This is a genomic window from Pedobacter sp. JCM 36344 (assembly GCF_046546555.1).
GTDB lineage: Bacteria > Bacteroidota > Bacteroidia > Sphingobacteriales > Sphingobacteriaceae > Pedobacter.
In genome coordinates, this window is sequence record NZ_JBKHKK010000004.1 from 114,635 (window position 1) to 138,205 (window position 23,571).

General features: G+C 39.5%; 21 protein-coding genes. 7 read left to right on the forward strand and 14 right to left on the reverse strand.

The window, feature by feature from the left end:
- Positions 1–3: 3 nt before the first annotated feature.
- Both ppk1 and ACHFIZ_RS05645 read right to left on the reverse strand, forming a co-directional pair.
- Positions 4–2,061 (reverse strand): polyphosphate kinase 1, encoded by a 2,058-nt coding sequence (gene ppk1, locus ACHFIZ_RS05640; RefSeq protein WP_410883719.1) that lies wholly within the window; start codon positions 2,059–2,061, stop codon positions 4–6.
- A 113-nt stretch (positions 2,062–2,174) separates the two neighbouring features.
- Entirely contained in the window at positions 2,175–2,729 is a 555-nt protein-coding gene (locus tag ACHFIZ_RS05645; protein ID WP_410883721.1) for a hypothetical protein, read from the reverse strand.
- A gap of 92 nt (positions 2,730–2,821) precedes the next feature.
- Between ACHFIZ_RS05645 and ACHFIZ_RS05650 the strand changes: the two genes are divergently transcribed.
- Complete coding sequence (locus ACHFIZ_RS05650) at positions 2,822–3,313, forward strand: YajQ family cyclic di-GMP-binding protein (protein WP_410883722.1); 492 nt, start codon at positions 2,822–2,824, stop codon at positions 3,311–3,313.
- Positions 3,313–3,603, forward strand: a complete 291-nt coding sequence (locus tag ACHFIZ_RS05655; protein WP_410883724.1) for a hypothetical protein — start codon at positions 3,313–3,315, stop codon at positions 3,601–3,603. Before ACHFIZ_RS05650 ends, ACHFIZ_RS05655 begins: the two co-directional genes overlap by 1 nt.
- Here the strand turns inward: ACHFIZ_RS05655 and ACHFIZ_RS05660 are convergent.
- Positions 3,600–4,913: a nicotinamide mononucleotide adenylyltransferase gene (locus tag ACHFIZ_RS05660; protein ID WP_410883726.1), complete on the reverse strand. Its 1,314-nt coding sequence runs from the start codon at positions 4,911–4,913 to the stop codon at positions 3,600–3,602. The genes ACHFIZ_RS05655 and ACHFIZ_RS05660 overlap by 4 nt on opposite strands.
- A 59-nt stretch (positions 4,914–4,972) precedes the next feature.
- Between ACHFIZ_RS05660 and ACHFIZ_RS05665 the strand changes: the two genes are divergently transcribed.
- The gene (locus ACHFIZ_RS05665) at positions 4,973–6,685 is read left to right on the forward strand and encodes an ABC transporter ATP-binding protein (protein WP_410883728.1); all 1,713 of its coding nucleotides are present in this window, start codon (positions 4,973–4,975) and stop codon (positions 6,683–6,685) included.
- Here ACHFIZ_RS05665 and ACHFIZ_RS05670 read toward each other — a convergent pair whose 3' ends face one another.
- Positions 6,686–7,630, reverse strand: a complete 945-nt coding sequence (locus ACHFIZ_RS05670; RefSeq protein ID WP_410883730.1) for a mechanosensitive ion channel family protein — start codon at positions 7,628–7,630, stop codon at positions 6,686–6,688. It lies immediately after the preceding gene.
- 111 nt (positions 7,631–7,741) lie between these two features.
- Here ACHFIZ_RS05670 and rnr point away from each other — a divergent pair, with 111 nt between their 5' ends.
- Both rnr and ACHFIZ_RS05680 read left to right on the forward strand, forming a co-directional pair.
- Positions 7,742–9,874 carry a ribonuclease R gene (gene rnr / locus ACHFIZ_RS05675; protein ID WP_410883732.1) on the forward strand — a complete coding sequence of 711 codons (2,133 nt, stop codon included), beginning with the start codon at positions 7,742–7,744 and terminating at the stop codon, positions 9,872–9,874.
- Positions 9,875–9,885: 11 nt separating this feature from the next.
- Positions 9,886–10,854, forward strand: coding sequence for a polyprenyl synthetase family protein (locus ACHFIZ_RS05680; protein WP_410883734.1), 969 nt, complete (start codon positions 9,886–9,888; stop codon positions 10,852–10,854).
- Positions 10,855–10,936: 82 nt separating this feature from the next.
- On the opposite strand, the gene rpmA is transcribed toward ACHFIZ_RS05680, so the two are convergent.
- From rpmA to ACHFIZ_RS05700, 4 genes are all read right to left on the reverse strand, one after another.
- Entirely contained in the window at positions 10,937–11,344 is a 408-nt protein-coding gene (rpmA, locus tag ACHFIZ_RS05685; protein ID WP_410883735.1) for a 50S ribosomal protein L27, read from the reverse strand.
- 52 nt (positions 11,345–11,396) lie between these two features.
- Entirely contained in the window at positions 11,397–11,708 is a 312-nt protein-coding gene (gene rplU, locus ACHFIZ_RS05690; protein ID WP_410883736.1) for a 50S ribosomal protein L21, read from the reverse strand.
- 86 nt (positions 11,709–11,794) lie between these two features.
- Complete coding sequence (locus tag ACHFIZ_RS05695; protein ID WP_410883737.1) at positions 11,795–12,301, reverse strand: hypothetical protein; 507 nt, start codon at positions 12,299–12,301, stop codon at positions 11,795–11,797.
- 14 nt (positions 12,302–12,315) lie between these two features.
- Positions 12,316–13,701 (reverse strand): dicarboxylate/amino acid:cation symporter, encoded by a 1,386-nt coding sequence (locus ACHFIZ_RS05700; RefSeq protein WP_410883738.1) that lies wholly within the window; start codon positions 13,699–13,701, stop codon positions 12,316–12,318.
- 141 nt (positions 13,702–13,842) lie between these two features.
- On the opposite strand from ACHFIZ_RS05700, the gene ACHFIZ_RS05705 reads away from it, so the two are divergent.
- Together ACHFIZ_RS05705 and ACHFIZ_RS05710 are read left to right on the forward strand one after the other, a co-directional pair.
- On the forward strand, positions 13,843–14,340 hold the full coding sequence (locus ACHFIZ_RS05705) for an RNA polymerase sigma factor (protein ID WP_410883739.1): 498 nt from the start codon (positions 13,843–13,845) through the stop codon (positions 14,338–14,340).
- Entirely contained in the window at positions 14,327–14,926 is a 600-nt protein-coding gene (locus tag ACHFIZ_RS05710) for a hypothetical protein (protein ID WP_410883741.1), read from the forward strand. The genes ACHFIZ_RS05705 and ACHFIZ_RS05710 overlap by 14 nt, the downstream gene beginning before the upstream one ends.
- A 1-nt stretch (position 14,927) precedes the next feature.
- Here the strand turns inward: ACHFIZ_RS05710 and ACHFIZ_RS05715 are convergent, their stop codons facing one another.
- The 6 genes from ACHFIZ_RS05715 to ACHFIZ_RS05740 all read right to left on the reverse strand — a co-directional run bounded on the left by ACHFIZ_RS05715 (position 14,928) and on the right by ACHFIZ_RS05740 (position 23,547).
- Positions 14,928–15,539: a hypothetical protein gene (locus tag ACHFIZ_RS05715; RefSeq protein WP_410883743.1), complete on the reverse strand. Its 612-nt coding sequence runs from the start codon at positions 15,537–15,539 to the stop codon at positions 14,928–14,930.
- 7 nt (positions 15,540–15,546) lie between these two features.
- On the reverse strand, positions 15,547–17,457 hold the full coding sequence (locus tag ACHFIZ_RS05720) for a beta-N-acetylhexosaminidase (RefSeq protein WP_410883745.1): 1,911 nt from the start codon (positions 17,455–17,457) through the stop codon (positions 15,547–15,549).
- Position 17,458: 1 nt separating this feature from the next.
- Positions 17,459–18,427: a thioredoxin-disulfide reductase gene (gene trxB, locus ACHFIZ_RS05725; RefSeq protein WP_410883747.1), complete on the reverse strand. Its 969-nt coding sequence runs from the start codon at positions 18,425–18,427 to the stop codon at positions 17,459–17,461.
- A 101-nt stretch (positions 18,428–18,528) separates the two neighbouring features.
- Entirely contained in the window at positions 18,529–20,157 is a 1,629-nt protein-coding gene (locus tag ACHFIZ_RS05730) for an acyl-CoA carboxylase subunit beta (protein WP_410883749.1), read from the reverse strand.
- Between the two features lie 55 nt (positions 20,158–20,212).
- Positions 20,213–21,463 (reverse strand): beta-ketoacyl-ACP synthase II, encoded by a 1,251-nt coding sequence (gene fabF / locus ACHFIZ_RS05735; RefSeq protein ID WP_410883751.1) that lies wholly within the window; start codon positions 21,461–21,463, stop codon positions 20,213–20,215.
- A 116-nt stretch (positions 21,464–21,579) separates the two neighbouring features.
- Positions 21,580–23,547 (reverse strand): family 43 glycosylhydrolase, encoded by a 1,968-nt coding sequence (locus ACHFIZ_RS05740; protein WP_410883753.1) that lies wholly within the window; start codon positions 23,545–23,547, stop codon positions 21,580–21,582.
- Between the last annotated feature and the right edge of the window lie 24 nt (positions 23,548–23,571).

Sequence of the window (23,571 nt, forward strand, 5' to 3'; positions counted from 1 at the left end):
GCTTTATTGGTGTTTATTTTTCAAGTAATTGTAGGTCTGCACTTGCGCCCTAACTTTAGTGGTTAGCCTATTTTTATGGTACTTATTATTGTTCATTTTTGTAATATCCCTTGACTTCACATTGTCTTGCAACTGAAACTCAATGATATCTCGTATTTCTTGTTGAGCTTCTTTGTCTAAGACTGGAAATCCTACCTCAACGCGATGCTCAAAGTTGCGGCTCATCAAATCACCAGATGATAAAAACATTTCTTCCTTACCGTTATTACCGAAAATAAACACCCTGGCATGCTCTAAAAACTTATCTATGATACTAATCACGGTGATGTTTTCACTGAAGCCTGCAACGCCCGGAACAAGTGTGCAAATTCCACGTACAATCATCTTGATTCTTACGCCTGCATTACTTGCATCGTAAAGCTTTTGCACAACCCCTTCATCAGCGAGGCTATTTACTTTCAAAATCATATAAGCAGGCTTACCAGTTTTAGCAACCTTGATTTCACGATCAATTAAACCGTAAATTTTATTTCTTGAATCTAATGGTGAAACGATTAGGTGCTTAAACCCTTTAGCTACAGTCTTCTTATTCAGGGCTCCAAAAAGCTTAATAAGGTCGTCTGTTATTTCCTTTTTCGCAGTAAAGATGCTATGGTCACAGTACAGTTTAGCTGTCTTTTCATTAAAGTTTCCAGTAGCTAGATTAGCATAATACTTTGGCCTTCCTTTTTCGATTCTTTTTACCAGGCAAATTTTTGAATGTACCTTATAGTCAGTCAGTCCGTAATTTACATGCACCCCTTCCTCCTGAAGTCTACTGGTCCAGAAGATGTTCGCCTGTTCATCAAAACGAGCTTTCAATTCTACCAGGCATTGTACTTTTTTGCCGTTTTTGGCAGCATTAATTAGTGCATTAATTACCCGAGAGTTTTCCGCGAGTCTATATAGGGTGATGTGTATTTCCGTCACCTTGGGATCAATTGCAGCCTCACGAAGAAAGAGTATGATATAATCATAAGATTGGTAGGGTAAATTGATCAGGTAATCACGTTCCTGTAGCTTATTAAAAATGCTCTCGGTACGGTGTAACCCAGAGACTTTTATTGGAATGTTCGCTGCGTATTCGAGTTCCTTTGCACCAACATTGGGAAAGGAGATGAAGTCACCGAACTTATGATATCTATTACCAGGGATCAAGCTTTCTGATTCAATCTTCATTTTTGTGACAAGAACGGTGAGCATTTCAAAGGGCATTTCGGTATCATAAAGCAGCCGCATGGGCTTACCTTTTTTGCGCTTATCCAGACTTGCTTTCAACTCATCGATAAACTTGTCGCTAATATTTTTATCTATATCTAATTCTGCATCTCTGGTAAGTTGAATAGAATACGCATTAATAAGATCATAGTTAAAGACATAAAAGATGTCATCGAGACAATATTTTATAATGTCTTCTGCAAGAATTATAAATTTCAATCCATTCGTTTCTGGTAACACCAAAAAACGTGGGAGATCTGGAGGTAGTTCGATCAGCGCATACTTTTCACTCTTTCTAGCGGTCCTATTAGATAGGCGCACAAAAAAGTACAGATACCGATCCTTTAAATCTGGGAACGGCTTATCGAGGTCGAGCATAATTGGTACAAGATTGGAAAGAATCCGATCTCTAAAATGATTGCGTACGAATTCTCCTCTTGATACATTGAGTTGAGTTTCATTGAGAATAAAGATTCTGTTTTGAGCCAGCTCGTTCATAAGCGTTGCCTGGAACAGTTGCTCAAACTTTCGTTCCTGCTTAACAACTATATTTTTGATTTCATTCAGAACTTTCTTTGGATTGAAACCCAAAAGTTCTTTGGCTTTATCATTAAGATTAGAAAGCCTGCTCATGGTGGCTACCCTTACCCTGTAAAACTCTTCAAGATTGGATGAAAAAATAGACAAAAACTTAATGCGTTCAATTAGCGGGACTGTTTCGTCTGAAGCTTCCTGTAAAACCCTATCGTTGAAGTATAGCCAACTAATTTCACGGTTTAAGAAGGGTCCCTTTTTTTTCGTCATATACTTAATGCAAAAAATCCCTGGTCAAACAGGGATGCACAAAACTGCGGATTCTATTGTTAAATAATTGTTAATTAAACCAGAATAGGTAACATTAGTGCCTTTGATAGAAACTATTTTTTGGCTTCTTCATTTTTGGTTTTCGAAGCAGGCCTGAGTTTTGCTATTGGTTTTGTGGCAGCAGGTTTAACTGATGTATTCAATGCTTTTTCGACTGCCGGCTTCAATATTTCAGCACCGGTTTTAACAGCTTCTTTTAATGGCTTTGCAATCGCTTTAGCTGCCCTTTTCTCTGTTGCAATAGTTGCAACCCTAACACTCTGAGTTACAGGTTTAGCTTTTTTTACTGCTTTTTCTACCGCTTTCTTCACAGTTTTGGAAACTTTTACAGCGTCTTTTTTGACGGCAGTGCTTTTAGTTTCCACAACAGGCTTTGCGGTAGCTTCTTCTATTTTCGCAGCTACAACTGACTTCACATCTTTAAACTTTTTCGACACTTTTTTGACTATAAACTTACTCACCAATTCAATATCCTTACCTACTTTCTCTGCATCTTGCCCGAAGTGTTTCAGGACCTCAAAAATCTTTGAACTTAAGTTATTCTCTAGTTCTTTTTTCGCTGCTTTTTTAGCGTCTTTTTTTTGGGCTTTAGGTTTATTGACTTTCATATTTGTATATTTAAATGTTTATAATAATGGATTAGATATTATATTAATCTATACTATAAATCTAATATAATTTTTACCATAAAGCTATAATCATGCCCACTTTTGATATTGTAAGTAAAGTTGATGCACAAACCTTTGACAATGCGATGAATAACGCGAAGAAAGAGATCTTGAACAGATATGATTTCAACACTTCCAAAAGCACCATAGATCACGACAAAAAAACTAATTTGATCACAGTGGTAACAGAGGATGATATGCGCTTAAGGGCAATTGAAGACGCTATCATATCAAGAATGATCAAACAAGGACTCGATGCTAAAAGTCTTGACTTTGGAAAAGAGCAATATGCTTCTGGAAATATGATCAGAAAAGAAATATCCATTAAAGAAGGAATTGATAAAGAAACGGCTAAAAAAATTGTTGCTAAAATTAAGGCAAGCGGCCTGAAGGTACAGGCATCAATGATGGATGATCAGGTAAGAGTACAGAGTAAAAATATTGATGATCTGCAAGGTGTGATTTTAATGTGTAAAAAGGAAGATTTCGGACAACCTCTGCAATACATAAACATGCGAAACTAATGGAAATTGAGGACCATGGAATAATCTTTTCAGATGACCCACAAAAGCTTGATCCCATAAGTGTTCATCACTACCTGAGCACGCAATCTTACTGGGCACAAAACGTTCCTATGGAGGTTGTAAAAAGCGCTATGAAAAATTCACTCTGCTTTGGCGTGTATAAGGACACGGCCCAAATTGGATTCGCAAGATGGATCACAGATAAAGCAACGTTTGCCTATCTGGGTATATGCTTGCCACGCAGGACGCCTATGGCTATTGTGATTAAGGATTCTTATAAAGACCTTTAAACTGTTTTCACATCCTCTTCGCTGTAATCCTGAATATCAGTGATGTAGCCATTTATTTTGAGAAAATCAAATAACGAACGCGCATCAGGTGTTACGGGCATATTTGCAGTGGTTATAACTTCGTTGGTTTTCTTATCTAAAAATGGATAAGCAAAAAGCTTGACGTTTTTACTGAACATGTCGCTCACATAACTTAGCAACTGACTGGTATAATTGTCACCGAAATTTGAAGAATTAAACACGAACTTCAGGTTGTTAATGTTGGTTGAAATGCCAACACTTTTTGGACGGCAACGATCGAGGTATCTGGCTAATTTATTATGTCTTGCAAAATTGGAAACAATAACCTTATTTCCTGTCTTGCACATTTCTTCTGCACGCTTCGCTACAGCTTCTAAATCAACTTCGGTAGGCACAGCATCTTCACTCGAGAGCAAGTTAGACATCAGTACTTCTATAAGCACGCTTAAGTTTTCTTCTATAACATTTTCCGTTCTTACGAACTGATCTACAGCTTTGTTAAGCATGCTAAAATTAGGGTTAGATTTTTGCAGGTATTTTGTACGCAAAATCATGATGTCTTTCTTGTACAACAAGTCTTTAGCTAGTCTTGGTTTACCTGTTGCATCGAAGATTGCTGCATCAGAAAAATCTTTAGCAATCAGGTACAGGTTTAGCAGAATATTATTGATGTTAGCAAAAGCAGGTCCATTAACAGAGATTAAGTCGATCTCGACTGATCCTATAGTCAGGTTATCTGCTAAAGACTCAATCATAGTTTTCGGATCCTGATAGTGATAGAAAGCTGCATAAACAAGGTTTACCCCTATTATTCCAAGGATATTCTGTTGAAGCGCAGCATCAGTATCTAATAACCTCACATGGAAAACGATGTCATTTGGTTCTCCTTGTGGGTCTACCTGAAAGCGGAGCCCTATCCATCCATGTGGATCATTTGACTTATTATAATTCAAAGTGGTCACTGTATCAGCGAAAGCAAAAAACGTGCGATCACCATATTTTTCGCTACTTAAACGCTCATTTAAAAGACTGTATTCATGCTTAAGCATTTTAAATACCCTAGACTGGGTAACATACCTCCCAGACTCTTCCACACCGTAAATGGCGTCACTAAAGGTCATATCATAGGCCGACATTGTTTTGGCGACGGTACCGGAAGCAGCTCCTGCTGTGAAGAAATTACGTGCTACCTCCTGTCCTGCTCCAATCTCTGCAAAGGTACCGTAAATTTTATGATTCAAATTAATCTTCAGGGCTTTTCGCTTGGTATCAAGGATTTCTCTTTCCATGTTGCAAAAATAGCAAAACTGATGGATAATAGTGTCTGAGATCGTATCTTAGTATCCTAATGCTAAACGTTGAGAACCTCAAAATACAATTTCTAAATAAGGAAGAAAGATCGTGGTCGGCTGCGGTGACCAACATCAGCTTCTGTGTTGAGAAAGGAACAGTGCTAGGAATTGTTGGAGAATCTGGCTCTGGCAAATCAGTCACCTCTCTCTCCATTATGAGGCTTCTCGACCCACATGCAACTAAAATTGATGGCATTATAAATTTTAAGGACGTGGATTTACAATCCTTATCTTCAGAAGAGATCCGAACCTACCGCGGGAATAAGATAGCGATGATTTTTCAGGAGCCTATGACTTCTTTAAACCCTGTATTTACATGCGGCGAGCAAGTCAAGGAAGCGATTACCTTGCATCAAAAATTAAATGCTAAACAGGCAGAAGAGAAGACAATCAGTTTGTTTAGAGAGGTTCAACTTCCAAGACCCGAACATATCTTTGACAGTTATCCTTATCAACTTTCCGGCGGACAAAAACAGCGTGTCATGATCGCTATGGCACTAAGCTGTAATCCTGAACTGTTGATTGCAGATGAGCCCACTACGGCGTTGGATGTCACGGTTCAAAAGACAATACTGGATTTATTGCTTAGATTGAAAAATGAGCGACAAATGGCGATGATCTTCATATCTCATGACCTGGGAGTTATTGCTGAAATTGCTGACAAGGTTGCGGTTATGTATAGAGGAAATATTGTAGAACAAGGGGCAGCCATAGAAGTCTTTAACGATCCAAAACATCCATATACTAAGGGATTACTTGCTTGTCGCCCAGTTCCCGAAAGACGTCTAAAAAAATTACCTGTAGTAGCTGATTTTTTAAATGAAGATAGTGATAAGTCTGTCGCTCATCTTCTTGCAGAAAACACCTATACTGTGTCAGAAATAACCGAAAGAAGAGCTACACTCTATGCCCTAAAGCCTATTTTGACTGTGTCGAACCTTTGCACATGGTATCCTATTAAAAAAGGTCTTTTCGGCAAGACTACAGATTATGTGAAAGCTGTGGACGACGTCAGTTTTGCTGTTTACCCCGGGGAGACTTTGGGTTTAGTAGGAGAATCAGGCTGTGGGAAAACAACTTTAGGAAGAAGTATCATCAGATTAGTAGAACCAACATCTGGCGAGTTACTTTTCGAGAATACAGATCTTTCATCACTCAATAAAACAGGCTTGAAAGCGATGAGAAAAGATGTACAGATCATATTTCAAGATCCCTATTCCTCTCTTAACCCACGTTTAAGTGTTGGTAACACTTTGACCGAACCTTTACAGGTTCATGGTATGTTTAGCAATGATGCGACAAGAAAAAATGTCATTCTGGAATTACTTGAGCGTGTAGGTTTGAGTGCTGAGCACTATGACCGATATCCGCATGAATTTTCGGGAGGTCAAAGACAGCGGATAGTGATTGCTCGGGCTCTTGCGTTACACCCTAAGTTTATTATCTGTGATGAATCTGTCTCCGCGCTAGATGTATCTGTTCAAGCTCAGGTACTCAATTTGCTAAGAGAGTTGCAGCGAGAGATGGGCCTAACCTATATCTTTATTTCTCATGATCTAGCGGTTGTTAAACATATTTCTGATCGAATGATGGTGATGAACAAAGGAAAAATTGAAGAGATTGGCTTCCCTGAAGAGATTTATAATAATCCAAAAGCGGATTATACCAAAAAACTAATAGCGGCAATTCCTGGCTCGCGTATCAATTAGCTATAGTAGTTCTTTTTCCTGCGATGTAGTTTTAGACTTAGAAACATTATCCTCACCATTTGGGCTGGTTGTCTTTTTTAGCGTTGCGGATAATCTGATTAATGCAGTATTGATTGCTCTTCTAATCTCTCTTTCTTTCAGTTTATCATAGAACTTAAGCAAGACCATTGCCTTGAAGATGACTACATCCTTATTTATCTCGAGCGTTTTAACCGTTAAACCTCCAGGTACTACGTTAGCCGAATAATTATCAATAACTTTATTCAGGTAGTTTTCCAAATATTCAGGTGTATATCCGTTCTCCAATGCCATATCAAAATCAATAGAAAGCTTCTTGGTATTTTGCTTGGATTGGTTGATGATCACAGAACTAAAAGCAATAGAGTTCGGTACAATGACCATGTCGCTATCTTCATTTTGAAGGATCATATTGATTAAAGTGATGTCTAAAATTTTTCCTTCATTGTTCCCTATCCTAATGTGATCTCCTAGTGATAATCGATCGGAAAACATGATGATCAGGCCATTGATCATGTTGGTGATGTATTCTTTAAAAGTGACGGCAATTGCGGCAGCAACGATGGAAACACTAAAAATGAAGTCCTTAGGATCAACTTTAAATAATGTAATAAAGGCGATTACGATAAAGACAGTGTTCAATATAGAAACGATCCGGTTAATCCCCAGGATGAAATTATCTTTTATGTTACTTTTAAAGTTGTGTTTACGGATGTACCAATAGATTATCGTTAGCCGAAGCGTAGAAACCACCAAACTTGCCCCAAGAAAAACCAGAACAGCCTTAGCCACGCTTTCTACGCTTGTATTTTCGTTATAGAATTTAGGTTTATTAAAATAAAAATACACCAGCACACTCCAAACTATTGCCCGGAATACAATAATTAATAGTTCTTTTCCAGCTTTTCTTTCTCGGTCTTCAATCATTTTTTATTATCAGAATATAGTAAACTAAACACAGCAAAGTCCATGCTAAGGTACGAAATACAACAATCTATCACTTCAATTTGTTATCTTCACAAGATTCATATTTAACCTATGGCAAAAAAGAAATCAGCTCACTTAGAAGTCGTTTTAACACAATTAATTAGCGACGTTCTGGAAAAAAGCAATAATGAAGCCTTAAATTACAAGCAGGTTTCTGCTAAATTAAACCTAACTGACCCTGAATCCAGGGAAACCATATTAGAAGTGCTTAAAGAGCAAGCGAAGAAAGGAGTTTTCGTTGAACCTGAGAAAGGAAAGTTCAAGTTTAAAGACCTTAAAACATTTGTTACCGGCAAAGTTGACATGACCGCAGATGGTTCTGCGTTTGTGATTCCCGATGAAGAGTTTGAAAAAGACATCTTCGTCTCTTCCCGTAAACTTCACAATGCATTAAACGGGGATAAGGTTAAGGTTTATATTTTCGCTAAAAAAAGTGGAAGGAAAAACGAAGGAGAAGTTATCGAGATTATACAACGTGCGAAAACGGACTTTATTGGCGTGATAAAGATTTCTGATCGATTCGCATTCGTAAACATTGATGATCGTAAGATGCTCCATGATATTTTTGTGCCGCTAACAGACCTTAATGGTGCTAAAAACGGGCAAAAAGTTCAGGTTAGCATTACTGACTGGCCTGATGGTGTTAAAAATCCAATAGGAAAAATCACAACTATCCTTGGTGAACAGGGTGAGAATAATACGGAAATGAATGCTATTCTGGCTCAATACGGGTTCCCTTTAGAATTCCCTAAAGAGGTTGAAAAAGAAGCAAAGGCAATCCAGGAAGGTATTTCTGATGCCGATATGATTGGCAGAAAGGATTTCAGAGACACGATCACTTTTACGATAGATCCGGTTGACGCAAAGGATTTTGACGATGCCATTTCGTTCAAAAAGCTAGATAACGGAAACTATGAGGTTGGCGTTCACATTGCCGATGTATCCCACTATGTTACACCGCACAGTAATTTAGATAAAGAAGCTTATTCTAGAGCTACTTCGGTTTATTTAGTGGACAGGGTTATTCCAATGCTTCCTGAACGACTGAGTAACGGGGTTTGTTCGCTGCGTCCAAATGAAGATAAGCTTTGTTTTGCTGCTGTATTCGAACTGGATGAGCAGGCAAATATTCTGAATGAATGGTTCGGAAGAACAGCAATTCATTCTGACACGCGTTTTAGCTATGAGGATGCCCAGGAAGTTATCGAAAACAAAGCAGGTAAACACGTTGACGAGCTTCTTAAACTGAATGAACTAGCCTACATCTTAAGAGATCGAAAGTTTAAAAATGGTGCAATCAGCTTTGAAAGTACCGAAGTTAAATTTAAACTTGATGACACCGGCAAACCTTTAGGTGTCTACGTTAAAGAGCGTAAGGACGCCCACAAATTAATTGAGGACTTCATGTTACTGGCCAATAGAAGGGTGGCGGAATTTGTCGCTAAAAAGGTAACAGGAAAAAAGAAATTGACATTTGTATACCGCTCTCATGATTCTCCTAACCTGGAAAACCTAGGTAACTTTGCCCTATTTGCAGCTCGCTTCGGTTATAAGATCAACATGAAAACCGACAAGGAGATTGCAAAATCCCTAAACTTCTTAATGGAGGATGTAGAAGGCAAGAAGGAACAAAATGTTCTAACACAGTTGGCCATAAGATCAATGGCCAAAGCGATATATACCACTAAGAAGACAAGCCACTATGGGTTGGCATTCGACTACTATACCCATTTTACCTCCCCTATTCGTCGCTATCCTGACGTTATGGTACACAGGCTTTTAGCTGCTTATTTAAATCATGAGAAATCAGCAGATGAGGACGATTATGAAAATGCAGCTTCGCATTCTTCCGCTATGGAAAAACGCGCAGCAGATGCAGAACGAGCTTCTATAAAATACAAACAAGCAGAGTACCTGGAGGAGAATATTGGAAACGAATTCTTAGGGATAATTTCTGGTGTTACAGAATGGGGTATGTATGTAGAAATCATCGAAAATAAATGTGAAGGAATGATTAGACTTAGGGATATTTCCGATGATTTCTACGTGCTAGATGAAAAGAATTATTGCATAGTCGGTCAGCGCAAAAAGAAAAAATATCAATTAGGTGATGAGGTTAAAGTCAAAGTCAAAAAAGTAGACCTTTCCAAGCGTCAAATAGATTTCACCTTAATCCAAGATTAGTAACAGTAGAAATGCATTCTCCTTCAGAGCTTTTAAAGCGCATAGAACAAGCAATTACAGAAATCCAGTACCCAATATATCCTGGGTCTTTATATGAGCCTATAAGCTACATAATGAGTTTAGGCGGGAAACGCATCAGACCAACGATGTTGTTGATGGCGGTAGATTTATTCGATGGAGATCTATCTGCCGGCATACCCGCAGCATTAGCCATTGAAACCTTCCACAATTTTACGCTTGTGCACGATGATATTATGGACAATGCTCCCTTGAGAAGAGGCCGTAAAACCGTTCATGAGAAATGGGGAACCAATACTGCAATTCTTAGTGGAGATGTGATGATGGTGGAAGCAAATAAGCACTTAACAAATGTCCATGTAAGCGTACTTAAGCCGGCACTGGAGACGTTTAATCTTACCGCTCAGGGTGTGTGCGAAGGCCAGCAACTGGACATGGAGTTTGAAAAGAGAGACGACGTAAGCATCGAGGAGTACATTGATATGATTCGTCTTAAAACAGCAGTACTACTAGGTGGAGCGATGAAACTGGGCGCTATTGTATCAAATGCAACTAAGGAACAGGCAGAATTGATCTATCAATTTGGTGAGAATTTAGGTATAGCTTTTCAACTTCAGGATGATATCTTGGATGTCTATGGGGACCCCGCGAAGTTTGGAAAACAAGTAGGTGGGGATATCATCTCTGATAAGAAAACCTTTTTGCGTCTAAAACTTCAGGAGCTTGCTAGCAAAAATGATCTTGCCTCACTAAAAAATCAAGCCCAGAATGCCGACAATAAAATGAAAATAAAAGCTATAACAGGTTTATATGATCTATACGAAATACGAACCGCTGCAACTGATGTCATGAAACACTACCTTGATCTTGCTTTCCTGGCCCTAACTGAGATTAGTACTCCGATAGAACGCAAAGAAGCGCTGATTAATATCGCAAATCAATTGATGAATAGAGAGAATTAGGGATCAGTTTCCTAAAAAATCGAGTGCAACAGAAAGCCCTTAGCATCAAATGCTAAGGGCTTCTGTATGAGATCGAATCTGATTATTCTGCTGGTGCAGCCTCAGCTTCTTGAACTTCAACTTTGACTGCCTTCTTAGCAGGTGCTTTTTTAACCGGTGCCTCTTCAACAACTGTTGCTTCTGCAGAAGCAGCTATAATAGTAACTGGAGCCTCAGCAACAACCCCTTTAACTACAGCAGTTGGAAGAATAGAAACATATGATTTATTGTCCTGTTTCTTTTTGAAAACGACTGTACCGTCAACCAACGCAAATAAAGTATGGTCTTTTCCAATACCTACACCTTTATCAGGATGATGTTTTGTACCGCGCTGACGTACTAAAATGTTTCCCGCGATAGCATCTTGTCCACCAAAGATTTTGATACCTAAACGTTTACTATGCGACTCGCGTCCGTTTCTGGAACTACCGGCTCCTTTTTTATGTGCCATGTTTTATATTTTATAAATTACCTATAATGGATAATTTGTGTTCAACAACTAATTATAAACTGATACCAGAAATCTGGATTTTAGTGAAATACTGACGGTGTCCGTTTTTCTTTTTGTAACCTTTTCTACGTTTCTTCTTGAAAACGATCACTTTATCACCTTTCAAATGAGACACGATCTTAGCTGAAACAGTTGCGCCGGTTAATGCAGGAGCTCCTACAGAAATTACACCACCATCTTCAACCAACAATACATTGTCAAATTCAATACTAGCGCCTTCATCTCCTTGCAAACGGTGTACAAAAAGGTGCTGGTCTTTTGCAACTTTGAATTGCTGCCCTGCTATATTTACTATTGCGTACATTGTTAATTATTTATTTTTTAAATTGTTTATTTTTAACGAGGTGCAAATATAGAATATATTTTTCTAAATATCCAAGTCAAATCTTATTATTTAGTGTAGCGCTCTTCCGCATCGTTGATACTTTGCGTGATCAGCTTTTGCATCTGGCCAGCCACATCTCTAAGCTTGGACATTTCAGTGTAGTCCGTCATATAAATCACTTTCTTAGACTTCCTCTTATAGTTGAATTGAATCTCGTAACGCAACACTTTGTTAGACTTCAGGTCCTCACCTTCATTCGCAATAACTTCAGGAAAATTCCACAATCCAAGTTCGTTAGCCTTGTTGTGAAGGTAGATGATATCATTTTGTCTTAGCTTCACATTCGTTTTTATCAATGAATCCCTAGTATCAACGTACTGATAATTCCCGGTGGACGAATCATAGGTATTTTGCAATGCAGCACCTACGCCCCACTTAAATTGCAATGATACAAACTCATTTGATCTGTACTTTGCATTCCTCAGCATAGGCGTATAATAGATTACGCAATAGATGATAAATGGAACGACGATAGTAAATGCAAGGAAGATTTTTTTACCCCTAAAAGTCATGTCTTATTTCTAATTTAATCTTGTGCTTGAGTCAGTTCACCTTCCCATTTACTCACCACGGCAGTGGCAAGGCTGTTGCCAATTACATTGGTTGCAGATCTGCCCATATCCAATAATGGATCAATACCTATAAGCAACGCCAGTCCGGCTTCTGGAATATTGAAAGTAGCAATAGTTCCAGCAATAACAACCAAAGAAGCCCTCGGCACGCCAGCAATTCCCTTACTGGTAAGCATAAGTATCAACAACATGGTAATTTGCTGATCAAATGAAAGGTGAATACCATACGCCTGTGCAATAAATAACGAGGCAAAGGTCATATAAAGCATGGAACCATCCAAATTAAAAGAGTACCCCAATGGTAATACGAAACTCACAATTTTATCTTTGCAACCAAACCGTTCCAGTTGCATCATCGTTTTAGGATAAGCAGCTTCACTACTTGCTGTACTGAAAGCGAGCATAACTGGTTGTTTCATTCTGTTCATTAGGTTGAAAACGCGCTTTTTTAGCACAAAGAAGCCAATTAGGATCAACAAAGCCCAGAGAATTAACATCGTAAAATAAAATTCACCAATAAAGAGCGCATAAGTAGAAATCACGCCCAAACCCTGTTTGGCCACAATAGCAGCCATAGCACCAAATACTGCGAATGGGGCGAAGTTCATTACATATCCAGTTACCTTCAAAATAACATGAGCAACACTGTCAAAAAAAGTAATTATTATCTGGCCCTTTTCGCCAATTGCCGCTGTGGCAACCCCAAAGAACAAAGAGAAAACTACAATCTGCAGAATTTCATTTGTTGCCATCGCCTCTACCATACTCTTGGGAAAGATATGTGAGATGAAGTCCTTTAAAGACAAAGCAACCTTCTGAATTCCTGTATCTATATTACTTGGAGGCAAAGGCAAATTCATCGCTTCACCAGGTTTGAAAACATTAACCATGATCATTCCAAGAATTAGCGACAGTAATGAGGCACTTAAAAACCACAACATCGTTTTTCCCCCAATTCTACCTACGGCATTAATGTCCCCAACTTTTGCTACACCAACAACAAGCGTAGTAAAAACTAGTGGCGCCACGATCATCTTGATTAGCCGTAAAAAGATATCGCTTAGAAGCGTCAACGGCTCCAGATTCTTCTCTCTCAATACTTCGTTGTCTTTTCTAACTTTCTCATCAGCTTTTTTCTCCGCGATAAGTGTGCTGTACGCTGTTGAATTACTATCAGTAACTTTGAGCAATTGTCCGTCAACGGCTTTTACCCTTAGTTCTGAACCCGCTATTTTTTCATTATAAACGCGAAACGTCTTTACGTTTAAATAGTATCCCAATGCCACTCCCAGCACCAGCGCGAGGAAGATAAAGAACGTTAACCTGTTATTTTTGGACATTTAAGTTAGTTTAATAATTATCTCCGCTGTAAAACTACAATAATTAAATTATTTTGTAAACTTTGTGGACAAAGCAATTATTTGCACCTTAGATGTAACAAAAAATCCTGAATAGCTTCTAAAAGAAACAAAGCGTACCCAGTGGAAAACAAAGAAAAGCTATTTAAAGAGATTTTTGATACTAATTCTAAGAAGATTTTCCATCTATGCTATGGATATACAGGAGATGAAGACTCGGCTAATGACCTTCTTCAGGAGACCTTTCTTAAAGTCTGGCAGAACCTTGATAAATTCCGAAATAAATCACTAATCTCCACTTGGATTTACAGAATAGCTGTCAATACTTGTCTGACTTACTTGAGATCGGAAAAACGGCAGGCTAAAGATGAGTTAACAGACAATATCATGGAAAACCGACCGGAAGAGCTCTCAGAAAAGAATGAGCAGGTCGCATTGCTTTACAAATCAATTGCGAAACTGGAAGAGAACGACCGCCTGATCATCACTATGGTACTGGACGAATTACCTTACCATGAAATTGCCGAAATATCGGGAATCAGCGAAGGAAACCTCAGAGTGAGAATCCACCGCATTAAATTGAAACTTACCGAATTATACAATCAGCATGCAAGAATTTGATCATATACAATCGCTTTGGCAATCACATTCTATTGAGGTAAAGATCTCATCTGATGAGATGCTGGCACAATCGAAAAAGGAAGTTGCAGGCATGAGGGCAAAATCGCGCCTTAATATTCTTGGAATGATTGTGTCCTTTGCTACTTTGGCGGCGCTATTGCTATTCGCTGAGTTTGAATCCTGGACCACTCTTGCCGGGCTAAGTATCATCGTGGTTTTAGTGGGTATATACACGTTTATCCTTTATAAAGATCATAAACTTATCGCTGAAAACGATTTTACAGAACATCCTAAGGCTTTTCTAGATCAACTTAAAGCCTATCAATTGAACAAATTCACCATTTACAATAAACTTTACTGGCTTTATATGGCCGCGCTGTCTGTGGGTGTGATATTTTACTTTTACGAGAAACTGAACCTCTTGTCGCCTTTCATGCAAATCACTTTAATTTTGTTTACAATTATCTGGATGACACTCTGCGCTACAGTATTTCGTAAAGCCTATTTGAAGGGTGAAAAAGAACGCATAAGCCTCTTGATCGAAAAATTCGAACGCATTAGTACGCAGTTTAAAGAAAGCAACTAGATTATTCTTTAACTTCTGAAGGTGAGAAATTGTTGCCAGACAGCCGGTATTTAATCAGTTTCAAATCACCGGCTTTCTCCGAAGTATCACGCGGATTCACAATCGGAAATGAACGATAAAGTTCACCCTCCTTAATAGTAAACTTATCATTTCCATCGTAAATCTTCTTCATGTTGTTACTAAGACCAGGGAAAGTGATTTTATTAAAACTACCTCCTGAATACTCAAATACATGTAGATCAGATACATTTTTCCGGCTTAATAATTCAATATAAATCTCCGGATTTCCATCATTGTCCATATCCATGTTCCAAGCATCGGTAACAACACCTTCTCTTTCATTGGATAAGGATTTATAATTGCTCTTTAATGAATCGGAAAGCAGTACCAAATAGCCCCCAACAGAATCTACCCCTTTACCCCAGCTTACCACTTCAAAATTAAGTCCCGGACGTATTTGTATCTCCTTATAAAAAGGGAATTGATCCTTTTTGACTGGCGTAACATTCTGCTGAGTAAGATTTACTGAACCCTTATCATCACCACAGGAGGTCATTAGAAACAAAGCAGCAACGAATCCACAAGCACTGAAGATATATTTGATTGATCTCATCTATTTACTATTTAGTTTTTTCATCTGGAGCACCATTGTTCATAATGGTTTCTGTTACAACGCTCGTTCTATTCCCAGGGGTAACTACAATTGTTTTCAACACACGCTTCTGCCCAGTCGGAATAGTTATTTTCAACGGCGTAGTATACAAAGTGGCATTTATTGATGGTCTTGAAAGATCAAGTGTGTAATAAATTCTCGAACCGGGAATTGGTTCCCTAAGTGCAAAATTAAAATTTTCTCCTGTCATCGCCTTTTCAGATTGCCCGATCGGCGTTGGAATCCAATAATTGGTAGTCGTCCTATCCAGTTTTAACAGATGCAAAGGCAGCCGCTCTTCAGCAAAGTTCTTAAGGTCCTTTCTAGCAACCGGACTCCAGGCTATTTCAGACAAAGCAAACATTCTCGGCAATAGCATATATTCTATCTTCTCGGGAGTCCTTATATATTCTGTCCAGACATTTCCCTGCACCCCAATAATATGAGATTGTTGTTCAGGCGTCAGCTCTTTAGGAATAGGGTCATATCCATAGATAATAGAATAAGTAGAAAACCCACCAATATTAGTAGGTTCATCCTTAGAGTTGGATTGCTTGCTGTCAAGGTATAAGCCAATTGGTCCGCTCGGACTCATGATTACATCATGGTTTTGCTTTGCGGCAGCAATACCGCCATCAATGCCTCTCCACGACATCACCGTGGCTTTAGGCGCCAAGCCACCTTCTAAGATCTCGTCCCAACCAATGATCGATCTTCCTTTACTATTAATATACTTTTCTATTCTTTGAATAAAATAGCTCTGCAACTCATGTTCATCTTTTAAATTTAGTTTCTTAATGAGGTCCTGACAAAACTTACTTTCTTTCCAAAATTCTTTGGGACTTTCATCACCTCCTATATGAATATATTTAGATGGAAACAATGCAATAACCTCATCCAATACACCCTCTAAAAAATTGAATGTATTCTCAGATGGCACAAAAACATCCTGATAAACGCCCCAGGTCTGTTGAACCTGTTTACCTTTTCTGGAACCTGCCCAAGTGGTACGATCACCAATAAAAGTATCTCTTTCAGGAAAACAGCTCAGTTCAGGATATGCAGCAATTGCCGCGGAACTATGACCCGGCAATTCAATTTCCGGGATTACGTTGATGAAGCGTTGCGAAGCGTAATCTACAATATCTTTAATTTCATCCTGTGTGTAAAAGCCTTTATAAACAATGTTATCATTGCCTGTTCCTGGATAATTACCTATAATCGTGCCGTTTCTACTAGAACCTACACCGGTTAGCTTCGGATATTTCTTGATCTCAATTCTCCATCCCTGATCCTCCGTCAAATGCCAATGAAAATTGTTTAGTTTATATTGAGACATTAGGTCTATATATTTTTTCACAAAGGCAACCGGGAACATATGTCTACCCACATCGAGATGTAGCCCGCGATACTTAAATCTTGGATAATCGTTGATTTCAACCGCATTGATGACTACACTGCTGCCTTTCTGAATTGGGTCAGGCATCATTTGCATGGCAGATTGCAGACCATAGAACAACCCTGCACCTTTACCAACTATCTTAAACTGTTTATTTGTAATTGTGATTTTGTAACCTTCAGCTGGGAGTTTATCCGCGCCAATAGAAGTGAGTAGAATCGCCTTTGAACCTGGCATTATCGTTTTACCCGCTCTTAATGCAAATCCAGCCTTCGTAACAATAAAGGCGTTTAATAAATCTGCGACCCGCGAATTTGCTGTATCTGCAGAAACCAAAACCACTGTTTTATCGAGACTAAAACTTCCCTGCTTTTTAACAACTGACACTGGAGCAGGAATAATACCCATATTCGAATCTGTCTGAGCGAAGACATTTATCGAAATTAAAGTGACAAACGTGAATAATAGGAGTTTTCTCATACTAACTAATGCTGTTTAGAGTAACCAAATCTTCTCTAGCAGCAAGATAACGTTCCGCATCCAATGCTGCCATACAACCAGAACCCGCAGCCGTTATTGCTTGTCTGTAATAATGATCTTGCACGTCTCCACTTGCAAACACACCTTCGACATTTGTTTTTGTAGAGCCTGGAATAGTCTTTAGATAGCCCGTTTCATCCATATCCAACCATCCCTTAAAGATGTCTGTATTTGGTTTATGACCTATGGCTACAAAAAATCCTTCTACAGGAATGTCAGATTCAGCACCAGTCTTATTATTTAAAACCCTGATCGCAGTTACATTCTTACCATTTCCCAAGATTTCTTTAGTTTCCGTATGATATACAACCTCAATATTAGGAGTATTTAGTACACGATGGACCATTGCTTTGGAAGCTCTAAATTCATCTCTTCTAACCAACATGTAAACTTTCTTACAAAGCTTAGCTAAATAAGTAGCTTCCTCCGCAGCCGTATCTCCCGCACCAACAATCGCTACATCCTGACCTTTAAAAAAGAATCCGTCACATACTGCACAAGCAGATACTCCAAAACCATTGTACTTCTGCTCGCTCGGTAACCCAAGCCACTTGGCCGTAGCACCAGTTGAAATAATCACGGTATCAGCAGTGATCGTCTTAATCTCATCCACCACAACTTTATGCGGAAGTGAAGAGAAATCAACGGAACTTACGTGACCAAAGCGAATATCTGTACCAAATCGTTCCGCTTGTTTCCGGAAGTCTTCCATCATCTCCGGCCCCATTATACCAGAAGGATAACCTGGAAAATTATCTACATCAGTAGTCTGAGTAAGTTGCCCACCAGGTTCCATACCAGTATACATTACTGGTTTGAGATCAGCACGTGCTGCATAGATCGCAGCGGTGTAACCAGCCGGACCGGAACCTATAATTAAACATGGAACGTGTTCTATTTCTTGCGACATATCTTTCATTGTATAAAGTACAAAATTACGTTTTCTCCCATTCCAAATCAAGCGACAAATATCTGCCTCAATGAGAATGTGATAAGCGAATTATAATTGGATCAGGTTTGGATCACTCCAACGTTAAACTTCTTTTTAATCGGCGATTGATTAGCTGCCTCGATACCCATAGAAATCACTTTTCTGGTTTCTAATGGATCAATGATACCATCTACCCATAATCGAGCGGCTGCATAGTAAGGCGTCGTTTGCGAATTGTATTTATCTATTACCTCCTTCAGCATATTTTCTTTATTTTCCGGAGTGATAAGCTCTCCTTTTGCCTTCAAAGAAGCCTCCTGTATTTGCAATAAGACCTTTGCAGCTTGCGCCCCACCCATTACCGCAATTTTAGCAGTCGGCCAGGCGTAAATCAATCTTGGATCATAAGCCTTACCGCACATTGCATAATTACCCGCACCATAAGAATTTCCGATAATAATGGTAAACTTGGGCACGACAGAATTGGAAACTGCATTAACCATTTTTGCACCGTCTTTAATAATACCGCCATGCTCTGATCTCGTACCTACCATAAAACCGGTAACGTCCTGTAAAAACACCAAAGGAATCTTCTTCTGATTACAATTCATGATGAAACGAGTTGCCTTGTCTGCGCTATCTGAATAAATGACGCCACCAAACTGCATTTCGCCTTTTTTGGACTTTACCACTTTACGCTGATTAGCAACAATACCTACCGCCCAGCCATCAATCCTACCCAGACCACAAATAATGCTTTGGCCGTAAAGCTTTTTATATTCTTCAAACTCAGAATTGTCCACCAGCCTGTGAATGACCTCCAGCATATCATAAGGCTTCTCTCTACTATCCGGCAAAAGGCCATAGATTTCTTGCTGATCTGCTTTTGGCAACGCAGCCTTTATACGGTCAAAGCCCGCTATTTCAGGCGCTCCGATCATGCTCATGATTTTTTTTATACTCTCCAGACAAGCCTGATCATTAGGATGTTTATAGTCGGTAACTCCTGATATCTCGCAATGTGTGGTCGCACCACCTAATGTTTCGTTGTCAACCTCCTCACCAATTGCTGATTTAACAAGATAAGACCCGGCTAGGAACACAGATCCTGTGCCTTCTACAATCATTGCCTCGTCGCTCATAATTGGCAAATATGCCCCTCCAGCAACACAAGATCCCATTATTGCAGAGATCTGAACAATTCCTTCGGATGACATGATCGCATTATTTCTGAACATCCGCCCAAAATGCTCTTTATCAGGAAAGATCTCGTCCTGCATTGGAAGATAAACCCCTGCACTATCCACCAGATAAATAACAGGTAATCTGTTCTCCATCGCAATTTCCTGCGCACGAAGGTTCTTTTTAGCGGTCATTGGAAACCAGGCACCCGCTTTAACCGTAGCATCATTCGCTACAATCATGCATTGTCGGCCAGAAACATATCCAATTCCGCAAACTACGCCTGCGGAAGGGCAACCGCCCTGCTCTGCATACATTCCATCTGCGGCGAAAGCACCAACTTCCAGAAAGTCTGTTTCGTCATCAATTAAATAGGCGACACGCTCGCGCGCAAGTAATTTGCCTTTCTCCCTTTGTTTAGCAGCACTTTTCTCTCCTCCCCCTTGGTATATTTTCTTGAGCTTTGTTTTGAGCTCATAAACCGACTGTTTGTTAACATCCTCGTTTTTGTTGAATTCTATATCCATATAGTTTGGCGATCAAAGGTGTTTAGAAAAGTATTTGGCCATTAAAAGCCAGTAATTAACCCTGATACTTTTTGAATATTGATGTAGCAGTATGGCCTCCAAATCCAAAAGTATTATTTAAAACGTAATTCACCTGTTGTTTAAGTGACTTACCAAGTATGATATTTAAACCTTCAGGAATCTCAGGATCAAGTGTTTGAGTATTGATCGTTCCAGGTATAGTGTCATTGACGATTGAAAGGATACTAATTACGCTTTCAATAGCACCAGCCCCGCCTAGCAGATGGCCAGTCATTGATTTTGTAGCACTGATTGCAACCTGCAACTCGCCGAATATTTTCTTGATGCCATTTAGTTCACCAACATCTCCTAAACCAGTTGATGTAGCATGTGCATTTATATAGTCAATTTTATCCGGAGAAATACCTGCATCGGCCAACGCTTTGGAGATTCCTAAAGAAGCACCTAATCCGTCTGGAGGCGTACCTGTTAGATGGTAGGCATCAGCGGCCATACCGCCACCAACCATTTCAGCATATATATGTGCACCTCTGGCAATTGCATGATCAAGATCTTCTAGGATCAATGCTCCAGCACCTTCACCAATTACAAAACCATCTCTATCCACATCGAAAGGACGTGAAGCAGTCTGTGGATCATCATTTCTTTTCGATAGTGCGTGTGCCGAATTAAATCCACCAATAGATGATTCTGTTATTGCAGCTTCAGAACCACCAGCTACCATTATAGTAGCCTTACCTAATCTGATGGTATCAAACGCACTGATAATCGCTGTATTTGAGGACGCACAAGCAGAAACCGTTGCGTAGTTCGGCCCATGTAACTTATGCCGGATGGAAATAACACCAGCAGCAATATCGACAATCATTTTAGGAATGAAATAAGGGCTAAATCTTGGAGTGCCATCACCTAAATGGTATTCCTTCAATTGTTGTTCGAAAGTCCCGATTCCGCCGTTTCCTGATGCCCAAATAACACCAACTTCATAACGATCTACTTCCGGCATCGCTTCGAAATCTAATCCTGCATCTTTAATCGCTTGGTCGCTGGCAGCAATAGCATATTGTGTGTATAAATCGTATTTCTTTAGTTCTTTTTTGTCAATATAAGCCGTAGCATCGAAGTCTTTAACCTCTGCAGCAAATTTGGTTTTAAACTTGGAAGTATCGAATTTGGTTATTGCCGAAACACCACTCTTTCCGGCAACTATGTTTTCCCAAAATTCATTTACAGTATTACCCAAGGGGGTCACGGCACCTAAACCAGTTACTACTACTCTTTTCATATCTACTATTTATCGCTTAAATCTCCCATCGGAGCTTTCCAAATATTTTATAAAATTAAGGCTTTTTAACCGTAAGTAGCAAGAGTTGATTCCAACAATCCTCACAAAGCGTTTGATCAGTTCAGTTTCAGCAATTTAAAACTTGTAGAGTCTACTTCTAAAATGTCATCCCCTTCAGCTACTTTTCTAAACTTGATTCCAATCAGACCTGTCGCCCGCGGAGAAACTTTCACATTTGTATTATGCACATGTAAAACGTACTTCAAAGCACCTTTCTTGTCAGTAAATAAGTCTCCATGTCCGCTCCCATTCAACCCCAGCTTTATCCGTGATATAATCGGATTGCCAGCATATTTTTGCCATGGCCCCATGGGTGACCAGGAAGTCGCATAACCCACGGCATAATCTTTACTTCTAAAATCATTTGCAGAATAGATTAAATAGTAAAGGTTATTGTGCTTTACAACGGTAGGGCCTTCGGTAACCGGCCACCCCGTCCGTTCTGTATTCTCCCAAAAATCGGTACCTGAAATACATTCCTTTTCCGTGCCCAAAATAACATCAGATAAGTCTGCCTTCATTTCAACAACAAAAATCCGATTGCCGGTTTGGAGCTTTACATGGTAGAGATATACTTTTCCATTCCCATCAAAGTAGAGATAAGGATCAATCTGCTTTCCTGTGCCGGATAGCGATTTCAAAACCTTTTGCTTAAATGGTCCCAGCGGACTATTGCTCGTCGCAATAGCAATCTGCTCATCTGCTGTATAGGCCATATAATACAACTCTTTATGCTTAAAGACCTGAGGTGCCCAAAAACCTCCATTGCCAAATGCCTCACCCTTTCTCAATACCATTGCACCATTTAAATCTTTAGGCGCTGACCAGTTGTTCAAATCACTAGAAACATAGGATTGAAATCCTTTGTTACTACTTGTACCATACAAATAATAGATTCCTTTATCCAGAAAAACCGTTGGATCAGCCATCAACAAAATTTTACTGTCATTTTCCTCGTCGGACACCAAACGCCCCTTAATCATCCAAATCTCGCTCCTATCTGAATGAGCATTCGTACTGGTAATCGCGATGATGGTATCATCGTCCAATATTGAAAGGCTATTCCATAGACAAGATTTATCAGCAGGAATAAGAAATGGTACAGACTTAGCTCCAAAATTTCTCGCATATTGATCACCTATTACCACTTTCATATCAGCACGCTGCATCATGTTGATCCTTCCTTCTGTACCTTGATAAGAAAGTATTGTCTCACCACTTTTCAACTGTCGCAGGTAAGGCGCTCCGGCATAAATGTTATTATCAATTTTTTCTGCCAACGCGTAGCTACGATTATCGTTACGGCCATTCACCCGTGTAGACCAATTATCTCGCAAGCTACTCCTAATAATATAAGGCTTGAAGTTTCCAGAGCCATTATCTTCAATTGCAAACACAACCTCCTGTTGGTTATTTAATAATATGGGTACTGGCATGCCATCCCTGAATCCTTTTCTAAAACTTACGACCTCTCGTTCCTTGGTCCAGCTAACACCGTTATCTGCCGACCGCAGCATGGAAATATTCTGCTCATTAGAGTTTCTGTAGTCCGATTCATTTGCAAAGAACAATTGAATCTCTCCATTAGGAAGTTGTACCGCCGAAGGCTCCCAGCATCCATTCTCGAACTGCCAGTCGGCGTCGTAGAGTGATTGTTCGGCCGACCAGTTTTTCCCACCGTCATCGCTCATTTTACATCTAATGCCGAACTTCTTCTCCAAGGATTTTTGACCAGGTCTTGGATTGTAAAAAACAATCAACTTCCCGCTGCGCAATTGAAGAAGGTCTGGAACAGCCATACTTATACCATCATGACGGGCAGCAATCGTTGTTATGGAAGACCAGCTGGCTCCTAGATCGTTACTTGTAACAGCAACGGTACTGCCAGCTGATTCGTAAACGCAAATTAAAGACTTATCAGCTAATTGAATGATCCGGCCATAACCGCTGGATCTCCCAGCCTCAGAGGATGAAACTTTTCGAAGCGTTTGTTGATCCCAAACGATATGTTTGCCTTTTTGCAAAATCTCAACTGAAGTTGATGGTTT